Origin of the sequence: Micrococcus cohnii, from assembly GCF_014205175.1 — a bacterium.
Classification (GTDB): domain Bacteria; phylum Actinomycetota; class Actinomycetes; order Actinomycetales; family Micrococcaceae; genus Micrococcus; species Micrococcus cohnii.
Genome location: NZ_JACHNA010000001.1, coordinates 987,347 through 1,006,213 on the forward strand (window position 1 = coordinate 987,347; position 18,867 = coordinate 1,006,213).

At 72.0% G+C, this 18,867-nt stretch carries 14 protein-coding genes; 4 read left to right on the top strand and 10 right to left on the bottom strand.

The annotated features are described in order from the left end of the window. Nucleotides 1-19 precede the first annotated feature (19 nt). From HDA30_RS04545 to dut, 3 genes are read right to left on the bottom strand one after another with little or no spacing between them, the layout of a single operon-like run. On the bottom strand, nt 20-313 hold the full coding sequence (locus HDA30_RS04545) for a hypothetical protein (protein ID WP_158496016.1): 294 nt from the start codon (nt 311-313) through the stop codon (nt 20-22). Between the two features lie 10 nt (nt 314-323). Continuing rightward, on the bottom strand, nt 324-1,130 hold the full coding sequence (locus tag HDA30_RS04550; RefSeq protein WP_158496017.1) for a DUF3710 domain-containing protein: 807 nt from the start codon (nt 1,128-1,130) through the stop codon (nt 324-326). Next, nucleotides 1,127-1,633 carry a dUTP diphosphatase gene (gene dut / locus HDA30_RS04555; protein ID WP_158496018.1) on the bottom strand — a complete coding sequence of 169 codons (507 nt, stop codon included), beginning with the start codon at nt 1,631-1,633 and terminating at the stop codon, nt 1,127-1,129. Before dut ends, HDA30_RS04550 begins: the two co-directional genes overlap by 4 nt. A 119-nt stretch (nt 1,634-1,752) precedes the next feature. Here dut and HDA30_RS04560 point away from each other — a divergent pair, with 119 nt between their 5' ends. Then, nucleotides 1,753-2,388, top strand: a complete 636-nt coding sequence (locus tag HDA30_RS04560) for a DUF3093 family protein (protein WP_158496019.1) — start codon at nt 1,753-1,755, stop codon at nt 2,386-2,388. Between the two features lie 121 nt (nt 2,389-2,509). Here HDA30_RS04560 and HDA30_RS04565 read toward each other — a convergent pair whose 3' ends face one another. Beyond that, entirely contained in the window at nt 2,510-2,809 is a 300-nt protein-coding gene (locus HDA30_RS04565; protein WP_158496020.1) for a DUF4193 domain-containing protein, read from the bottom strand. A gap of 346 nt (nt 2,810-3,155) precedes the next feature. Here HDA30_RS04565 and sepH point away from each other — a divergent pair, with 346 nt between their 5' ends. Beyond that, nucleotides 3,156-4,487, top strand: a complete 1,332-nt coding sequence (gene sepH / locus HDA30_RS04570; RefSeq protein ID WP_184241221.1) for a septation protein SepH — start codon at nt 3,156-3,158, stop codon at nt 4,485-4,487. A gap of 33 nt (nt 4,488-4,520) precedes the next feature. On the opposite strand, the gene HDA30_RS04575 is transcribed toward sepH, so the two are convergent. The 3 genes from HDA30_RS04575 to HDA30_RS04585 all read right to left on the bottom strand — a co-directional run bounded on the left by HDA30_RS04575 (nt 4,521) and on the right by HDA30_RS04585 (nt 9,115). Beyond that, nucleotides 4,521-5,702, bottom strand: coding sequence for an alkaline phosphatase family protein (locus HDA30_RS04575; RefSeq protein WP_184241222.1), 1,182 nt, complete (start codon nt 5,700-5,702; stop codon nt 4,521-4,523). 7 nt (nt 5,703-5,709) lie between these two features. Continuing rightward, nucleotides 5,710-6,309 carry a DUF5998 family protein gene (locus HDA30_RS04580; RefSeq protein ID WP_246418704.1) on the bottom strand — a complete coding sequence of 200 codons (600 nt, stop codon included), beginning with the start codon at nt 6,307-6,309 and terminating at the stop codon, nt 5,710-5,712. A gap of 67 nt (nt 6,310-6,376) precedes the next feature. Then, entirely contained in the window at nt 6,377-9,115 is a 2,739-nt protein-coding gene (locus HDA30_RS04585) for a bifunctional acetate--CoA ligase family protein/GNAT family N-acetyltransferase (RefSeq protein WP_184241223.1), read from the bottom strand. Between the two features lie 48 nt (nt 9,116-9,163). Between HDA30_RS04585 and HDA30_RS04590 the strand changes: the two genes are divergently transcribed. Both HDA30_RS04590 and HDA30_RS04595 read left to right on the top strand, forming a co-directional pair. Continuing rightward, nucleotides 9,164-11,758, top strand: coding sequence for a DNA gyrase/topoisomerase IV subunit A (locus HDA30_RS04590; RefSeq protein WP_184241224.1), 2,595 nt, complete (start codon nt 9,164-9,166; stop codon nt 11,756-11,758). Continuing rightward, complete coding sequence (locus HDA30_RS04595; RefSeq protein WP_184241225.1) at nt 11,755-12,354, top strand: antibiotic biosynthesis monooxygenase; 600 nt, start codon at nt 11,755-11,757, stop codon at nt 12,352-12,354. The genes HDA30_RS04590 and HDA30_RS04595 overlap by 4 nt, the downstream gene beginning before the upstream one ends. On the opposite strand, the gene cydC is transcribed toward HDA30_RS04595, so the two are convergent. The 3 genes from cydC to HDA30_RS04610 are packed head-to-tail and all read right to left on the bottom strand — an operon-like array spanning nt 12,285 to nt 18,700. Next, entirely contained in the window at nt 12,285-16,043 is a 3,759-nt protein-coding gene (gene cydC, locus HDA30_RS04600; protein WP_184241226.1) for a thiol reductant ABC exporter subunit CydC, read from the bottom strand. The two genes, HDA30_RS04595 and cydC, sit on opposite strands and share 70 nt — an antisense overlap. Further along, nucleotides 16,040-17,062, bottom strand: coding sequence for a cytochrome d ubiquinol oxidase subunit II (gene cydB, locus HDA30_RS04605; RefSeq protein ID WP_158496027.1), 1,023 nt, complete (start codon nt 17,060-17,062; stop codon nt 16,040-16,042). The genes cydC and cydB overlap by 4 nt, the downstream gene beginning before the upstream one ends. A 42-nt stretch (nt 17,063-17,104) precedes the next feature. Next, nucleotides 17,105-18,700 carry a cytochrome ubiquinol oxidase subunit I gene (locus HDA30_RS04610; RefSeq protein WP_158496028.1) on the bottom strand — a complete coding sequence of 532 codons (1,596 nt, stop codon included), beginning with the start codon at nt 18,698-18,700 and terminating at the stop codon, nt 17,105-17,107. Between the last annotated feature and the right edge of the window lie 167 nt (nt 18,701-18,867).

Genomic DNA, 18,867 nt, shown 5'->3' on the forward strand with positions numbered 1-18,867 from the left:
GTGGTCGATGGTCGGACGCTCAGCGTGACGACGGCGCCTCGATGAGCTCATAGGCCGGGTTGAAGATCGTGGGCACTCCCTCGCTCACCGTGACGGCGCCGGTCACCGTCAGCCACTGGCCGGGCATGATCCGCGGCACCCGCCGGCGTCCGTGCCACAACAGGCGAATCGTCTTCTCGGGGCGCCGCTGGTCCGGCCGGGGTGGGCCCGGGGCAAGCTCGGCGGTGAAGACCACGGGCGCGTCGGCGCCCGGCACGGTCACCTCCGTGACCACGCCGCGGTGCACGCTTTCTGCCGAGACGGTCGGGCTCATGCCGCGCGACTCACCTGATCTCGGTGATCTCAGGGCCCCGCTCGGGCAGCTCAGGAGCCGGCCGCGCGGTCTGCTCGGGCGCGCCCTCTCTCCGATTCGAGGCCGACTGCCCGGGTGCCTGCGCCGCGTCGCCGGAGGCCGCCTCTCGGCCGGGGCGGCGTCGGCGCACCGGCTTCACGTTCTTCGGCGGATGCAGCGGGAGCAGGTCGCGCGGCGCCATCGGCGCGTCACCGCGCACGATGACCAGATCGGCAAAGACCTGCTCGAGGGACTCCGAGTCCTCCGGGCTGCGGGCGGCCTCGCCACGGATCAGCCCGCGCACGAACCACCGAGGACCGTCCACACCGAGGAACCGCAGCGTCGTCCATCCCGGCGAGCCGTCGGGCATCTGCGCGGGCATGCGCCCGAGCACTTCCGTGCCGAACCGTCCCTCGCGCTCGACCACTGTGGCCCCGGGGGTCTTCCCGAGGGTCGTACTCAGGTCCTCACGCAGCTCGTCCCAGACGCCCGTACGCCGAGGCGCCGCGAACGCCTGCACCTGCAGCGAGGACGAGCCGAGCTTGACCGTGACAGCGACGACCTCCTTGGTCTTGTCCTCCAGGTCGAGCCGCAGCTCCATGCTCTTGATCGCGCGCACGCGGACCGCGCCGAGGTCGATGTACCCCTCGGTCGTGTCGCGGTCCTTCACGTCGTAGGGGCCATCGGTCGACTCGCCGCTGGCCACGAGCCCCGCGGCAATCTTGTCCCGCTCATCCATCAGCTCCTCCGGGAGCGTGATCTGTTCATGGCGTACGTTCCGGTTGCGTCCGAAGATCACTGCGCGTCACTCTCCTGCACGGTCTGGGGCATGTCGGTCCCCCGCCCCGACTCGAAGCCGCCCGTCGAGCCGAAGCCCGCCGCGCCGCGGTCCGACTCCTCGAGGGCCTCGACCTCGACGAACTCCGCGTGAGCCACCTGCTGGATCACCAGCTGCGCGATGCGGTCGCCGCGGCGCAGCTCGATCGGGGCGCTCGGGTCAAGGTTGATCAGCGGGACCTTGATCTCTCCGCGATAGCCGGCATCGATGGTGCCGGGCGCGTTCACGACACTGAGCCCATGACGCACGGCCAGGCCCGACCGGGGATGGATGAAGCCGGCGTGTCCGGCCGGCAGCGCCACGGCGACGCCGGTGGGCACGAGCGCCCGCTCGCCCGGAGCGAGACTGACGTCGACGGTGGTCCGCAGATCCGCGCCGGCGTCCTGAGCCAGCGCGTAGGCGGGCGGCTCGACTCCCGGGTCGAGGCGCTTCAAGGGCACGGTCAGGCGCGGGGACTCAGTCACAGCCGGTCACTCTACCCGAGCGTGGCGTGCCGTTCCGGCCCCCCTCGGAGACCGGTTCGACGCGTCCGTGCCCCGCGACGGGGCGGGAGCCTGCGGTGGCGTGTGGGAAGCTGGACGACATGCACGAACACCGCTCCGACCGCGCCCGCGACGGCGCCGACACCGCCACCGCGGCAGGCCTCAACTCCCCCGGATCCCCAGCACACGACACCGCCCACGACGACGTTCCGCAGAGGACCGGGCAGGACGGCACCGGCCGCACAGGAACGCTGTACCGAGAGGCGCTGTCGCCCTCACTCGGGGTGTGGCTCGTCTCGGCACTGCTGGCGGCCCTGTGCATCTTGGTCTTCGCCCCGGTGAACATCGGCACCGGCATCGCGGCCGCCGTCCTGTTCCTCGGCATCGAGATCGTCCTGCTGCAGGCGACGACCCCCCGGATTGTCGTCACCGACGCCGAGGTGCGTCTGGGGCGAGCACGGATCGAACGCGAGCACATCGGGGAGGTCACCGGCTACCGCGGCGAGCACGCCCGGGAGCAGCAGCGCGCACGGCTGCACGGACGCGCATACGTGTGCATGCGCGGCTGGATCGGCCCGGTCGTGCGTCTGCAGATCACGGATCCGCGGGACAAGACTCCGTACTGGCTGACCAGCACCCGCCACCCCGAGCGGCTCGTGGAGGCACTCGGCGGATCGATGCACGCCGGGTCCTGTTCCGCGCAGTCCTCCCCTGCGCAGCCGCGGCGAACCGACTGACCGGCCTGTCCCGCACTGGCCGCCCCTCCGGACACACGAAGGCCGCCCTCTCACCGGTCGAGCCGGTGATGGGCGGCCTGGGTGTCGTCGTCACCCGGCCCCGCCGGGTGTGCGGACGAGCTCAGCCCTCACAGTCGGTGCAGAACACCATGCCGTTCTTCTCCTTGGCCGCCTGCGACCGGTGACGCACCAGGAAGCAGGAGGCACACGTGAACTCATCCGACTGGGCGGGCAGCACCCGCACCATCAGCTCTTCGCCAGAGAGGTCAGCGCCGGGAAGCTCGAACCCCTCGGCGGCCTCCGTCTCGTCCTCATCGACGACGGCCGACTGCGTGTCGGTGCGACGCGACTTCAGCTCCTCGATGGAGTCCTCGCTGACCTCGTCGTCGTTCTTCCGGGGGGCGTCGTAATCGGTGGCCATGATCGGGTCTCACAATCCGCGTCGTGTGGGGTGTCGCTTCCAGGACTGGAAGCGGCGGCATCTGCTCACGTGGCCGACCCTGCCGCTCGACCGTGCCGTTCCCGCCGGGCTGCGCCCAGGGGCGTCCGAAGCCGGACGCACGGGCCGGTCGATGTGCACGGGCCGCCGTTGGGCGTAGATTGTGCACGAACATCGCCCGCACTCCAAATGAGGTTGACCTGCCCGGGCGGGCACAGACACTAGGATGCGGACCAACGCGCGACACCGCCGTCAAAACAGCCGCGGCGGGCCGCAGGAATACGCGCGACCAAGGCACGAGACGAACACGATTGCGAGGCACCGCGCCATGGCTCAGCTCCGAGCGGCATCCCTGGTGCAGGACGGCACCGTCCTGCGTCTGCTCGATTCCGAGGACACCGAGCACACGCTGCCGATCACCGAGGAGCTACTCGCTGAGCTCGAAGACGCCCGTCCCGCCGAAGCCGGGAGTGCGGAGGAGCAGAAGCGCGCCGACGGCCCGTCCGCGCCCGTCGAGGGCGTCGCGCAGCCGGCGACGGCGCCGGGCCCGTCGACCACCGCAGATGACCGCGCCCGACGCGAGGACGGCGAGCAGCGCGCTGCGGGCGCGGCGCCCGAGTCGGCATCCGCCGGCGCCCGCACCGAGTCGGCCTCCCCCGCCCCTGCCGAACCCGCCACGCCGCTCTCGCCTCGGCAGATCCAGGCCCGCATCCGAGCCGGTCACTCCGCGCAGCGCGTGGCCGAGGAGACGGGTACGTCGTTGGAGCGGGTGAAGACCTTCGAATACCCGGTCCTGGCCGAGCGCGGCTGGATCGCCCAACAGGCCCGCGAGACGCAGATCTGGGTCGGCGGCCCGGACCTGTACTCGGACATCGTCGAGGACGGCGGTCCCAGCACCCTGGGCGAGCTCGTCGAACATCGCCTCACAGAACTGGGCCTGGCCCCGGGACTGGCACAGTGGGACGCCTGGCGCGAGCCGCATGGCGCGTGGACCGTCGCCGCGCGGTTCCCCGTGCCCCCCTCCGAGGCCCTGCCCACCGACCAGGAGCCGCCGGCGACATGGACCTACCGGGCTGCGACCCGGTCGGTGGACCCGGCCGACGACTGGGCCCGTTTCCTCTCGGCGGCCCATGCATGGGACCTGACGACGCAGGAGGAGTCCGACGACCAACAGGCCGCGCAGGCCCTCTCTCCGGAGCCCCGGCAGGACGCCGACACGGCGGACCGCGACGGCGAGGTGCCGCCGACCCGGCAGGACTCCGGAACGCGCGACGGTGAGCTGCTCGACGTGCTGCGGGCCCGCCGCGGACAGCGGGCCGACTCGGCGCGCACGGGCGATGAGGCCCTGGCACGGTTGATCTCGCACCGCTCCGCCGATCCGGCTGCCGCAGCCGAGGCCGAGGAGGATCATCCCGCACGCAAGGCCGACCGCTCGGCACTGTCCGCCGTGCCCGACCTCGAGCACGAGGCGTCCTCCGACGAGGCCGAACAGGACGAGGCCGCGCACCAGCAGCCCGAACGCTCAGCGGGCCCGTCGCGCCGCGCCCGCCCGGCCATGCCCGCTGCCGCGCCTGCCCGTGCCGAGCGTCCGCGCTCAGGTTCCAAGCGCCCGTCCGTGCCGAGCTGGGACGAGATCGTCTTCGGCCGACGCGGCGACTGAGCGGCGTCCGCGCGCGGCCACGGTGTCGGCCCCTCAGGCACCCAGCAGCAGGAAGGGCACCTCGCGCTCGGCGCGAGTCGGGGCGCCGTGGTGCCCGACCATGTCGAAGGCGTGGGCGCCGACGCGACGCCCGTCGTAGAGGGCAAGGTCGCCGTGGGCGGCGATCAGCAGGTCTCCGATGCGCGGCCTCACCCGTTCCGTGACCCGAGCCCCGAACCAGCCGGCCTGGATCGCCTCGTCACGAGTGAGGACCCACGCGTGCGCGCCCCACGTCTCCTGCCAGGCCGCGCACAACGCCTCCCGGCGCTGGGCCGAGGCCTGCGCCTCGACGTGCAGCTGCACCAGACGCGGCTCCCCCGCCGTGTGCGCCACGCCGTCGAGCAGCTCCGGCCGTTCGAGGTCGCCGTCGGCCGTCAGCGCGGCATAGTCGATCCGACGGGTGGCCGGCACGTCGACCATGCCGTGGTCCCCGGTGATCCCCAGGGTCGTGTTGGCCGGCAGCCGCGAGTGCAGACGCCGCAGCACGGCGTCGATCTCCTCGAGCGCGTAGAGCCAGTCCGGTGAGCCGACACCGGTGCGGTGACCGGCCTTGTCCAGCTCGTTGAAGTACAGGTACACGAACGCCCGGTCGCGGTTGCGTCCCACCGTCTGCAGGGCCCGCTGGCCCCGGGCTGCCATGGTCGTGGCGCCGAGGAACTCGCCACCGCGCAGGGAGGCCCGGGTCAGCGCCGAGTCGGCGAAGGCCGGCAGCGACACCGTGACCGTCTCGACCCCGTCGGCCTGGCACCGCTGCAGCACCGTGGGCAGCGGCTGCCACGCGGCCGGATCGGTCCGCTCGTCCCAGCCGCCCAGCTGATTGACGACGACGCCGCGGTCGGGGTCGAGCACGTCGTAGCCGACCACACCGTGCTCGCCAGGATCGACACCGGTGCCCAGACTCGTCAGCGAGGCCGCCGTGGTCGTGGGCACGGCCACCTGCAGCACTCGGCCGTGTTCGGCCATCGCCTGCTTGAGGAACGGAGCATGACCGCCGAAGCGGCGCAGCACGGCCCGGCCCAGACCGTCCACGAGCACCACGATCGCCCGGCGCGTCGCCGGCCAGTCCAGCGCGTTCTCGTACTCGGGCACACCGAGCGCGGCGGCCGCCGACGGCATGACCGAGCGCAGAGACGACTCGGCGGGGACGACTCCGGACGGGAACTCAGGCGAGCTCATGCCGGCCTCACGCGATCGCGGCCAGGTGCGCACGGCGCAGCGTGCGAGCGAAGTCCAGGGCCTCGTCGACGGCCTGCTGCCCATCGGCATCAGCGGCGACGCGGATGACCAGGTCCTCCCGAGTGCTCGTGCCGGTGTAGCCGTGGTCCGCTTCGCACTGCGGATCGGCGCAGCCGGCCGGCTGCAGGTCCAGGCGCTGGCCGCCGGCCCACTGGAGGGCCACCGTCATCTCCGCCACCGGGTCGCTCGGACGGAATCGTTCGGGGTGGGCGTGGCCGGTCGTGATGACCACGGAGCGGATCGCGTGCAGCGGCACCAGCTCCGTCGAGACCTGCGCGAGCACCTGCCGCCCGTCGGCGTCGAGGGGCTGGTCGTCCAGATGAGCGGCCACCACGACGTCCTCGCAGACACCGAGCACGGTGCTGTGGCGGTGAATCTCGTCATAGTCGAAGTGCGTGTCCACGTGCACCAGGTGCGAGAGGATCCGTCGCCCGTCCAGCTCCTGGTCCAGCGCATGCGACACGAGCTCGGGGTAGAAGCCCGCCTTGAGCAGCGCGGCCTCCAGCGAGGACGGACAGGGGGACTCGCTCCGGAAGGGCTTGATCATGGCTGCCATGCTATCGCCGAGCTGCGCACCGGCGCCGGGCGGGGCCGCCCGGTGGGGACAGCCCCGCTCAGTCGCCGCGCATCGCCCGACGCGCGGAGTCGGTGCGCTGCCCCGCATCAGCGACGTCGACCTCGGCGTGCAGCACGGTCGCCTCAGTCGGACCGGCGAGCACGGGCGCGAAACGCAGCCGCGCCACGTGCGACAGGTCGTCCTTGAGCGCGGCCACACGGGCGAGCAGATCCTCGAGCGCGGCCATGTCCGCCCCGGGCACGCTCCCCTGCGCCCGCAGCTTGGCCGCCGCCCGCGGTGCGCGGACCATGCGCGCGACGTCCTGATCGGTCAGCGGCGGCACCCGGTGGACCCAGTCCTCGAGCAGGTCGGTCGCGTCACCGGCCATGCCGAAGGAGACGACGGGGCCGATCAGCGGGTCTTCCAGCGCCTGCACGATGCAGGCCTGGCCGCTCGGCGCCATCGCCTGCACCTCCAGGTCGCTCACACCGAACGCCGAGAGCACCTGACGCATCTGACGCACGTTCCGGCGCAGCGAATCCGCGTCCACGATGTTCAGCCGCACCCCGCCCAGATCGAGGCGATGCCGCAGCTGCGGGTCGACCGCCTTCACCGCGACCGGGAAGCCCAGGCGTTCAGCAGCGGCCACCGCGTCGTCCTCCGTCTCGAAGCGCTCGGCGGCCAGCGGCCGAATGCCGTAGTGGCCCAGCAGCTCGCGGGTACGCGCGGCATCGAGGCGGACGAGGCGGGTGCCGTCCGTATCGGCGAGCGCCCGCTGCACGAGCGCCTCGGCCGCGTCCCGGTCCACGTCCGGCAGCTCGATCGGCTCGCCGGCCTCTCCGGCGCGCCAGCGCACGTAGTCGCTCAGGCGCCCCAGCACGGTGAGGGCCTTCTGCGCCGACGGGTACACGGGTACACCGTGCTGTCGGTCCGCTGGCTCGGCCTCGTCGTCCAGGGGCCAAGCCGCGCCGAGCGTGGCGGTCGCATAGGCCGGGTCCACCACGTCGGCCAGGCACGCCAGGACGGGGATCCGCGGGTCGACGGCGGCCTCGGCGAGCGCGGCGGCGAGCCGGGCGGGGTCCTCGGCGGACTGGTTCAAGCCCACCCGCCCGATCACGACGACCGCGTCGGCTTCTCCGGAGCGGGCCCGGCGCAGGGCCTCGTCGAGGGTGTGCTTGACGTCGGCCGCCGCGCGGGCGGCGCCCTGCTCACTGTCGGTCAGTCCGAGCGAGTCCACCACCTGCAGGCCGGCGAGCGCAGCGGCGTCACGGGCGAGTCGGTCGAGGGCGAGCGAGTCGCCGACCAGCAGGACGCGGTCGCCGGCGGGCAGCGGCTGCGCGGCGGTCGCCTGCAGCACGTCCAGCAGTTCTTCGTGGGTGCCCACCTCGATGGCCCCGGTCTGGTCGAGCATCGAGTCCACGGTCCCCTCGGGGGCGGCGGTCGTGCGGGCGTCGTGGCCCGGCGGCAGGGACCTGCCGGTGACGTCGGAGCGCACCACCACGACGGGCTTGGTGTGCGACAGCCGACGGGCGATGCGGGAGAACTTGCGGGGGTTTCCGAAGGACTCGAGCTGGATGCCGACCGCCCCGGTGCGCGGGTCGTCCTCGAAGAACTGCATCGCGTCGTTGCCGGAGACATCCGCTCGGTTGCCGGCACTGATGACGGTGGAGACGCCGACGCCGCGGCGGACGACCCCCGCGGTGACCATGGCGGACACGGCGCCGGACTGGCTGAACAGACCGATGCGTCCGCGTGCGGGCAGGCCGGGGCTGGCGGAGGCGTTGAGCCGGATGTCGGGGTCGGTACAGACGAGTCCGGCGGAGGCCGGCCCGATCACGCGCATCCCTTCGGCGCGGGCCTGGGAGACCAGACGCCGCTGTGCGGCCAGTCCCGGCGCCCCGGCGTCGGCGTAGCCCGAGGTCAGCACGAGCACGCCCTTGGCGCCGATCGTGGCGGCGTCGGTGACCACCTGCTCCATGCCGGTGCGGGGCACGGCGGCGATCACGAGGTCGACCGGCTCCCCGACCTCGCTGAGACGGTCCAGGGCGGGTCGGCCGCACACCTGCTCGGCCTGGGGGTTCACGACGTGGACCTGTCCCGTGTACCCGGACTCGATCAGGTGGCGCAGCACGGTGTTGCCGACGGCGCCCTGGTGGCGGGAGGCGCCGACCACGGCCACCGAGCTCGGGCGGACGATCTCCGCCAGAGAGCGGGCCTCGGCACGGTGCTCGCGGGCCTCCATCACCGCCCGCCAACGCGCGGTCGGGTCGATGGGGAACTCCACGGCCACGACGCCATCCTCGAAGCGACGGGCCACCTCGAAGCCGGAGTCTTGGAACACGGCGAGCATCTTGCGGTTCTCGGGCAGCACCTCCGCGGTGAAGCGGCGGATGCCTCGCTCGCGGGCGGCGACGGCGAGGTGCTCCATGAAGATCGAGCCGAGGCCGCGGCCCTGCGCGTCGTCGGCGATATTGAAGGCGACCTCCGCCAGCTCGGTGCCCGGATACCGGTCGTAGCGACCGATGCCCAGGATCCGGCCGCGCCGTGCGATGACGAACGCGACGCGATCGCGGTGGTCGACGTGGGTGAAACGCTCGAGGTCGGCGGCGGACAGCCGCGACTTGTAGGTGAAGTAGCGCATGTAGATCGACGATTCGGACTGCGCCGCGTGCATGCGCTGCAGCCCCTCGGCGTCCTCCGGGCAGATCGGCCGCAGCCGCGCCGTGGTGCCATCGCGCAGCACCACGTCGGCCTCCCAGTGTCGGGGATATTCCGGACGGCTGTGGCTCTGACCCATAGGATTCACCCTAGACAACTGCCGACCCCGTGAGGACTGCCGCCCGCCATGATGGCCAGATCATCCCGTTCCCGCTCCGCCGGCCCGCAGGGGGCCCAGCCGATCCCTGTGGAGCAGGAGAACATCGTCGACATCGACGTGGCGGCCGAGATGGAGTCCTCGTTCCTCGAGTACGCCTATTCGGTGATCTACTCCCGGGCGCTGCCCGACGCACGCGACGGCCTGAAGCCCGTGCAGCGACGCATCCTCTACATGATGAACCAGATGGGCCTGCGTCCGGACCGCGGGCATGTGAAGTCGGCGCGCGTGGTCGGCGAGGTCATGGGCAAGCTCCACCCGCACGGCGACGGCGCCATCTACGATGCGATGGTCCGCATGGCCCAGTCGTTCAGCCTGCGTCTGCCCGTGGTCGACGGGCACGGCAACTTCGGCTCCCTGGACGACGGGCCGGCGGCGCCTCGCTACACCGAAGCGCGCATGTCCCCGGCCGCGCTGGCCATGACGGCGGACCTGGCCGAGGACACGGTGGACTTCGTCCCGAACTACGACAACCAGCTGTTGCAGCCGGCCGTGCTGCCCTCGGCGTACCCCAACCTGCTGGTCAACGGAGCCTCCGGCATCGCGGTGGGGATGGCCACGAACATGGCCCCGCACAACCTGCGTGAGGTGGTGGCGGCGGCGCGGCACCTGCTGGCGCACCCGGACGCGGACCTGGACGCGCTCATGCGGCACGTGCCGGGCCCGGACCTGCCCTCGGGGGGCCGGATCGTCGGGCTCGAGGGCATCCGCGACGCCTACGCCAGCGGACGGGGCAGCTTCCGCATGCGCGCGAGCATCGAGGTCGAGAAGCTCACCGCCCGCAAGACCGGCCTGGTCGTCACCGAGCTGCCCTATGGCGTCGGGCCGGAGAAGGTCATCGAACGCCTCAAGGACGCGGTCAAGAACAAGAAGCTGGCCGGCATCGCCGACGTCGTGGACCTGACCGACCGCAAGCACGGGCTCAAGCTCGTGATCGAACTCAAGTCCGGGTTCAACCCGCAGGCGGTCCTCGCGGCGCTGTACAAGCACACTCCGCTCGAGGAGTCCTTCGGCATCAACAATGTCGCTCTGGTCGACGGCCAGCCTCACACGATGGGGCTCAAGCAGATGCTCGAGGTCTATGTGGCCCACCGTCTGGAGGTCGTGCGCCGCCGCACCGCGTTCCGGCTGCAGAAGAAGCAGGACCGGCTGCACCTGGTCGAGGGCCTGTTGCTCGCGATGGTCGACATCGACGAGGTCATCGAGATCATCCGCTCGTCCGAGGACTCTCCCCAGGCCCGCGAACGGCTCATGCAGGTCTTCGACCTGACGCAGGTGCAGGCCGACCACATCCTTGAGCTGCGGCTGCGTCAGCTGACGAAGTTCTCCCGGATCGAGCTCGAGGCCGAGCGGAACGAACTGGCCCGACTGATCGCCGAGCTCGAGCAGATCCTCGCCTCCGAGCAGCGGCTGCGCGAGGTCGTCGGTGAGGAGCTGCAGGCCGTGGCGGACGAACACGGCGACCAGCGGCGCACCCGACTGCTCGAGAACGAGAGCCTCGGCGCTCCGGCGGCGGCGAGCGCGCCCGCCCGGCACGCGCCCGGCTCCCCCGATGAGGCCTTGATGGTCGCCGACACCCCGTGCTGGGTGCTGCTGAGCACCGGTCACAAGATCCTGCGCACCGCTGACCGCACCCCGGTCACGCCCGGGGACCGTCGTCGAAAGAACGACGCGCTGCTCAGTGCGGTGGCCACCACGGCGCGCGGCGAGATCGGCGCGCTGACCTCCTCCGGTGCCCTGCACCGGGTCCAGGTCGTCGATCTGCCCACCGTCTCCGAGCCGAGCGCGCAGCCGGACATGTCGAGTGCGCAGGACGCGAAGACGCTCGTCCCGCTCGACCGCGGCGAGAGCCTCGTGGCGCTCGTCCCGCTCGACCAGGTCATCGCGCTGGGCACGGCGCGCGGCGTCGTCAAACGGGTCCGTCCGGACTGGCCGCTGAACCGCGAGGCGATGGAGGCGATCACCATGAAGGAGGGCGACCGCGTCATCGGGGCAGCGCCCGCCGTGCAGGACGAGGACCAGCTGGTGTTCATCACCGGCGCCGGCCGACTGCTGCGCTTCGCCGCCTCCCTCGCCCGCCCGCAGGGTCCCTCCGCCTCGGGCGTGGCCGGGATGCGCGTTGCCGACGATGACACCGTGATCGGGTTCGGTGTCGCCCCCGCGGGCTCCGATGTCGCCGAGACCGATGTGGCCGGCATCGCCAGGCCGGCCCTGGTGGCGACGGTGACCGACGGCGACCCAGATCTGCTCGGCGGGGCACCAGGCTCCGTCAAGGTGACCCCTCTGGGAGAGTTCCCCGTGAAGGGTCGCGGTACGGCGGGGGTGCGAGCGCACCGCCTGCTCAAGGGCGAAACGGGGCTGGCCCTCGCCTGGGCGGGCGCCGCGCCTGCCCTGGCCTCGTCGAAGGCGGGTGTCGCCCGGTCGCTGCCACATGAGTTCGGTCGCCGCGACGGCTCCGGCGTGTCCGTGGACGCCAAGATCGAGGTGATCGGTGCCGGGGAAACCCCCGAGCCCGTCGCGCTCAGCCCCCAGCACGAGGACGGCGTGGAGGTCTCGGCCAAGTGAACACCCGTGCGACCGGTGCGACGTCGGGCCCCGAGAACTCACCCGCCGACCAGCCGATCACCGTCCAGGTGACTCGCCGCGTTCGAGTGCACGACGCCGCGGCGGTCGATGCCTGGGTGTCCCGTGGGCAGGCCGTGATGATCGACTTCCCCGGCTACCTCGGCTCCGGGCTGGTCCGTTCATCACGCACGTCCGACACGTGGCGGATGCTCTATCGGTTCGCCGACCGCGAGAGCCTGCAGCGCTGGCACGACTCCGCGGAGAGAGCAGCGTGGATCCGCGAGATGGCGGACGCCGTCGCGCAGGAGGACTTCGAGCACCGCACCGGCATCGAGGGCTGGTTCGACGCCCCGGAGCAGGCGCCGCTGCCCAGCCCGCCGCGGTGGAAGCAGATGGTGGTCATCTTCACGGGATTCTTCCCGATGTCCCTGCTGGTCAACGCCGTGCTGGCGGGCGTGCTGCCGGCGGACACGCCGCTGGTGCTGCGTGTGCTGGCCGCGATCATCCCGGTCATGCCGGTCATGGTCTACCTGGTGCTGCCGGGGCTTACCCGGCTGTTCCGACCCTGGCTGCTGGCGGGCAACGACAGACGCTGATCCGTGGGGCCGGCCAACGACTCGTCGTGGGTCACGACGAGGCACACGGTGTCGGCCAGGCCCTCGCGCAGCTGGGCCATCAGCTCACGGCCCTCGCCCCGGCCCAAATGAGCGGTCGGCTCATCCAGCAGGACGACGTCCGCCCCCGCCACGAGGCAGCGGGCCACGGCCAGCCGCTGACGCTGGCCGCCCGAGAGTCGGCCTCCCTCGGCTCCGACCCGCGTGTCGAGTCCGGCCGGGCTCGCCTCGAGCCACTCGTCGAGACCGACGAGGGCGAGGCAGTGCCGCATCTGTGCTTCGCTCGGCGGATCATGCCGCGGCCGGGCCAGGGACAGGTTGCCCCGCACGGTCGAGTCGAAGACGAGAGCCTCCTGGGGCGTCCAGGCCACACGGGCCAGCAGGCGCGGTGACGGCATGGCGCCGACCTCTCCGCCGACCTCGCCGCCGCGCCTGCGCTGCGCCGTCTCGGTGAGCAGCTGGTACTGACCGGCACGAGGGGTGAGGAATCCGAGCACCACCGCCAGCAGGGTGGACTTGCCCGCACCGGATGGTCCGGTCACCACGACCCGGTCGCCGCGACGGGCCGACAGGTCCACGCCCCGCAGCACGTCCGGACCGTCCCCGTATCCCGCACGCACCCCGCGCAGGCGCAGCATCTGCACCGGCTCGGCGGCCGAGGTCGCTGCCCGTTCCGACCCTGACGGCCACGGGCCCGGGCCGAGCTCCGCAGGGGTGGACGCGCTCGCGATGGACGCAGCGGACCGGGCGGGCTCGGCCGTCGCCGACAAGAGCACCGCCGCGTCACGGGCACGTGAGCGCAGGACGGGCACCTGGGCCGCGGCGGTGGCAAGCGCCCCGAACGGCTCAGCCATGGAGAGGGCCAGCACCACGACGAACGCCGTGACAGCGGCATCGAGTCCGTGCAGATGGGCGGCCCATGCTGCGGCACCGGCTGCGGCCCCGGCCGCGAGCACCGCGAACGCCCGCCCCACACCCACGGCCCCGGCGGCGCGGCGGGCGGGCCGGTGCGCGAGCCGATCGATGCGGTCGATCTGCTCGAGCGCCGTCGCTGAGCGGTGCAGGCCCGCGGTGTCGGCGGCGGCGCGCATCTGACGCACGACGACGGTCAGCAGCCGGGCCCGGTGCTGCCCGGCCCGCGCGCTGTCGGCCGCGCCGCCGAGCACGACGATCGCCGGGACCAGCAGCAGTCCCAGCAGCGAGGGCAGCAGGACCGCTGGCAGCAGTTCGGGGGCGAGCAGTCCGGTCAGCGCCAGAGCGCACCCGATGGCCGTGACCGCGGCCGGCACCGGCACGAGCACGCGGGCCGCAGCGGTGCGCGCGGCGTCGACGTCCGCGACCAGCGCGGCCAGCGCCCCACCACCGCGGGTGAGCCGACTGAAGTCCACGACACGCTCGCCGAGGGAGTCCCACAGTCGCAACCGCAGCGCATCCGCCCAGGACAACAGCGCGGCATGCGTCGCCAGCCGTTCGCGATACCGGCACACCGCCCTCGAGAGTCCGGCGGCCCGGACCAGCACGATCACCGAGAGCAGGTGGAGGATGGGGGGCTGCCAGCTCGCCTGGACGATCAACCAGCCGGAGAGACCGGCCAGCAGGGCAGCACTCAGGTGCGTGGCAGCGCCCCAGGCGATCGGGCCGACCAGCTGCCCCGGAGGCGGCAGGACCGCACCGACGGCACGCCGCCCGGCCACTCGCCCGGGCGGCCTGCCTCCGCCGGTGCCGTGCTGCGCGCTCGAGGCAGGGGCCTCGGGCGGTGAGACATCGAACTCGGGCACGACGACGTCCGCCTGCCTCGTCTCGCCCGGCGCCGCTGCCTGCTGTCCGAGACCATGTTCGCCGAGCGGGTCGACAGCGGCGGGGCCACCGGTGTCGGCCGATCGGGCCGACGCGGCGAGCAGCGGGTCATGCGAGGCCGCGAGCACGCAGATCGGCGGCAGCTCCAGCCCCGGCACGGTTCCCGCGGCCATCCCCGCCACGGTGCCGCGCACGTGACGCGCACTGGTCTCGTCCAGATGCGCGGTCGGTTCGTCGAGCAGCACCAGGTGGGTCGCTCCGGGCCGTGTCGTCCCCCGAGCGGCGTCATCGAGGGCGCCGAGGAGTCGGGCCAGGGCGAGCCGTCGACGCTGTCCGGGGCTGAGCTCGTCGACGAGACGATCGAGAATCCGCGCGCGGGCGCCGCTGGCCTCCGCGCGCCCGAAGGCGTCCGCCTCGTCGGCCTCGTCCGCCTCGAGCAGGCCGACGGCGTGGAGGGCGGCCACCTGCGCGCCCGGGCGGCGGGTCCCAAACGCGGCCAGCTCCTGCTGCACGGTCTCGGCGGCGAACTGGGGGTGCTGGCAGACCCACCACACCTGTTCCGATGGCGGCATCACGAGTGGGCCCTGCGCGGTGACGGTCTCGGCCCGCAGCCGCCCGCCGAGCAGGTGCAACAGCGTCGACTTTCCCGAACCCGATGCCCCGCTGAGCACGCGCACCTCCTGCGGAGCCAGCCGCACATCGGGGCATCGCACCGAGGCGGTCTGCCGCCCGTGCCGCACGTGCACCCCCCGCACGTGGACGACGACGTCCGGGTCCTCCGAGAGGGATCGCAGCTGCTCGGACCACGACGGTGCCGGGTCAGTGGCGGTCTCGATCCGGTGACGGGCGTGTTGCCCGTCCTCGGCGGCGTGATAAGCCCCGCCAAGCTCTCGCAGCGGCAGATAGACCTCGCCGGCGAGCACGAGCACGACCAGTCCCGCGTGCAGGGACAGGCTGCCGTCCACCAGACGGACGCCGATCAGCACGGCCGTCACCGCGACCGAGAGCGAGGCGATCAGTTCCAGGGCCATCCCGGAGACGAAGGCCGTGCGCAGCGTGCCCAGCGTCGCGTCGCGGTGGCGCCGCGCGACGGCCGCCAACGCGTCACGCTGGGCGCCTGCGCGACGCAGGCCCACGAGCACCGGCAGGCCACGGGCCAGCTCCGACAGGTGACCGGAGAGCCGGTCGAGACCCTCGGCGGCCTGCTGGATGCGGTCCTGGGTGTGCCGGCCGATCAAGATCATGAAGGCGGGCACCAGCGGCAACGTCACCACGAGCACCAGGGCGGAGACGGGGTCGCGGTACGCCGTCCACGCGATGAGCGAGACGGGCACGACCGCGGCGGCGGCGAGCGCAGGAAGCACCTGGGTGTGCTGTCCCTCCACGCCGTCGAGCCCGTGGGTGAGGAGCACCGCCTCGCGTCCGACGTCGTCGGGGGCGGCCGCAGCGCCGGCCAGACGAGGCTCCAGATAAGCGCGCCGCAGCTGCGATCGCACGCGCAGTGACGTCCGCACTCCCGCGGCCTGGACGCCGGCCTCGGCCGCCGCACGCAGCACGAGCCCCACGGTCCCCAGCCACACCAGGGGCATCAGGGATTCCAGTGCCGCGGCCTGCGGTGACCGTGCCCCGCCGGTGACCAGCTCGCCCAGCCCGCTCGCATCCGGCGCGGACTGCAGGCCGGCCAACAATGCGATGGCCCCGGCCACGGCCTCGGCGAGCACGATCCACCCGAGCGCGCGCAGTCCGGCCCAGCCGAGCAGACGTCGAAGCAGCGCGCGCTCGGAGGGCAGGGTCGGCCACGGTGAGCGGCGGTGCGGGTCGAGGTCCACGCGCTGCCGTCGGGGGGTCTCGTGGACCGGGGCGTCGGCGGTCACAGGGGCGTGACGGGGTGGGACTCCGGGATGTGCTGGACCGAGATGCGACGCCGGAACACCCAATACGACCAGCACGAGTAAGCCAGCACGAGGGGAATGAACACCGCCGTCACCACGGCCATCACACCGAGGGTGTAGGTCTGCGAGGAGGCGTTGTGGACCGTGAGGTCATAGGCGGGGTCGACCGTCGAGGGCAGCACGGTCGGATAGACGGCCGTGAACAGTGCCGCGACCCCGCACAGTAGGAACAGGCTCATGCCGAGGAACGTGAATCCCTCACGTCGGCCACGGGCCGAGATCCAGGCCCCCGCAAGCGCCACGACGGCGAGCGCGGTCAGCATCCACGCCACCGGCTTGCCGGCCTCGGCCACCACCAGCACGACCCAGGCGGCCAGCGGCGCGGCGAGCACGGGCAGCCACGTGCGCAGGGTGCGGTTCGCAGCCTCACGCGGGGCGCCGTCGGTCTTCAGCCCGAGGAACGCCCAGGCCTGGGCGAGGCAGAAGAGGACGACGGCGACACCACCGAGCACGGCATAGCCGTTGGCCCAGGCGAATGCACCGCCCACGCGGTCACCGTTGGCGTTCAGCGGGATGCCGGTGGTGGTCAACGCCAGCATGGCGCCCACCGTGAACGCCGCGATGAACGATCCTCCAGCGAGCGCCCAGTCCCACATCTCGCGCCCGCCCGGGGTCAACGCCTTGGAGCGATACTCGATGGCGACGGCGCGCAGGATCAGTCCGAACAGCGTCAGGGTCAGAGGCAGGTACAGCGCAGAGAACAGCGAGGCGTACCAGAACGGGAAAGCCGCGAAGGTGGCTCCTCCCGCCGTGAGCAGCCAGACCTCGTTGCCGTCCCAGACCGGGCCGATGGTGTTGAGCAGGACCCGCCGCTGGCGCTCGTCACGCGCCCACAGACGCATGAGCATCCCGACCCCGAGGTCGAATCCCTCCAGCAGCAGATAGCCGAGCCAGAGCACGGCAATGAGGACGAACCAGACGGTCGGCAGCACGTCGGCCACGATGGACTCCCTTGTCTCTCGGTCGGGTGTCGGGCAGGCAGGTCAGTAGGCGAAGGCGAGCACGTCGTCACGGTCGCGGGCGTCGTCCGGACCGCCCTCGCCGTCACGGTGTTCGTCGGCGGTGAGTTCGGGCATGCCGGCGGGCACGCCACCGCGCACGTACCGCGTGAGCAGCACCAGCTCGACGACCAGCAGTGCACCGTAGATGAGGCCCAGCACGATCAGCGAGACGAGGATCTCCACGCCGTCGACCCCGGGCGAGACCGCGGCGGCCGTGTACATGAACACCTGGTCGGTGCCGGACATGCTCGGATTCGGGGCGACGACGAAGGGCTGTCGGCCCATCTCGGTGAAGACCCACCCGGTGATGTTGGCGGCGAAGGGAGCGCCGATGGAGGCGACGGCCAGACGCATCCACGTCTTCGACTCCGGCACGGTGCCGCGCCGGGTCATCCAGAGCGTCATGGCCGCGGCGAGCGCGGCGAGCCCGCCGAAGGTGATCATGAGCCGGAACCCCCAATAGGTGACTTCCATGAGCGGCTGGTAGTCGATCGGGCGTCCGGCGCGCTCGCCGTACATCGGATCGTCTGGCAGGTGCGTGCCGTACTTCTCCTGGTACTCGGGGATGAGGGTGTTCACCCCCTTGACCGGCGTGGTGAAGTCCTCGTGCGCCAGATAGGACAGCAGGCCCGGGACCTCGACGAGTCCCACGACGTCGTCGCAGGTGGTCTGCCCCTCGCGGTTCGACAGATCCGCAAAGGAGAAGACCGAGAACGCGGTGCCGTCGTGGCAGGCGGCCTCGGCCGAGGCCATCTTCAGCGGCTGGAACTCGATCATCTGCTGCGCCTGCTTGTGCCCGGTGAACGCGGTCCCCGTGAAGGCGATCAGCGCCACGACGGCCCCGATGCGCAGCGAACGGATCCAGACGGCGTGGTCGATCTCATCGCGTCCCTTCGAGCCGGTGGTGCCGACCACGACGCGACCGGTGTCGTCGACGGTGTCGATCCCCTCGACGCGGCGCCGATACAGGTGGTACCACGAGATGCCCAGCAGGAAGCCGCCGGCGACGGCGTACGCGCCGAACAGGGTGTGCGGGAAGTGGGTGAGCAGCACCGGGTTGCTGAGCACGGCGCCGATGTCCGAGAGCACGGGGCGGCCGTCGACCACCTCGTAGCCCACCGGATGCTGCATGAACGCATTGGCCGCCATGATGAAGTAGGCAGAGAAATGCGCGCCGATCACCGCCGCCCAGATCGCCAGCAGGTGCACGCGCGGGCTCAGGGTGCGCCAGCCGAAGATCCAGGCGCCGAGGAACACCGATTCGAGGAAGAACGCGATGAGCGCCTCCATGGCCAGCGGGGCGCCGAAGACGTCGCCGACGAAGCGCGAGTACTCGGACCACGCCATGCCGAACTGGAACTCCTGCACGATGCCGGTCGCCACACCCATGATGAAGTTGATCAGGAACAGCTTCCCCCAGAACTTCGTCATCCTCAGGAAGTGCTCTCGGCCGGTGACGTACCACGCCGTCTGCAGCGCGGCGACGGTCAGCCCCAAGCCGATGGTGAGGGGCACCATGATGAAGTGGTAGACGGTGGTGATGCCGAACTGCCAGCGTGCGATCTCGAGCGGATCCAAGTCGTCCTCCTACGGACCTCGTCGTCCCGATGGACCAGGCGGATCCATGCTAGCCCGATGGACCAGGCGGATCCATGCTAGCCACGCACCGCGGATCGGTGTCCCAGAGTCACGGGCATGACGTCGTCGCTGTGAGCGATCCCGCTTTCCGTTCGGTCGACGGCGCC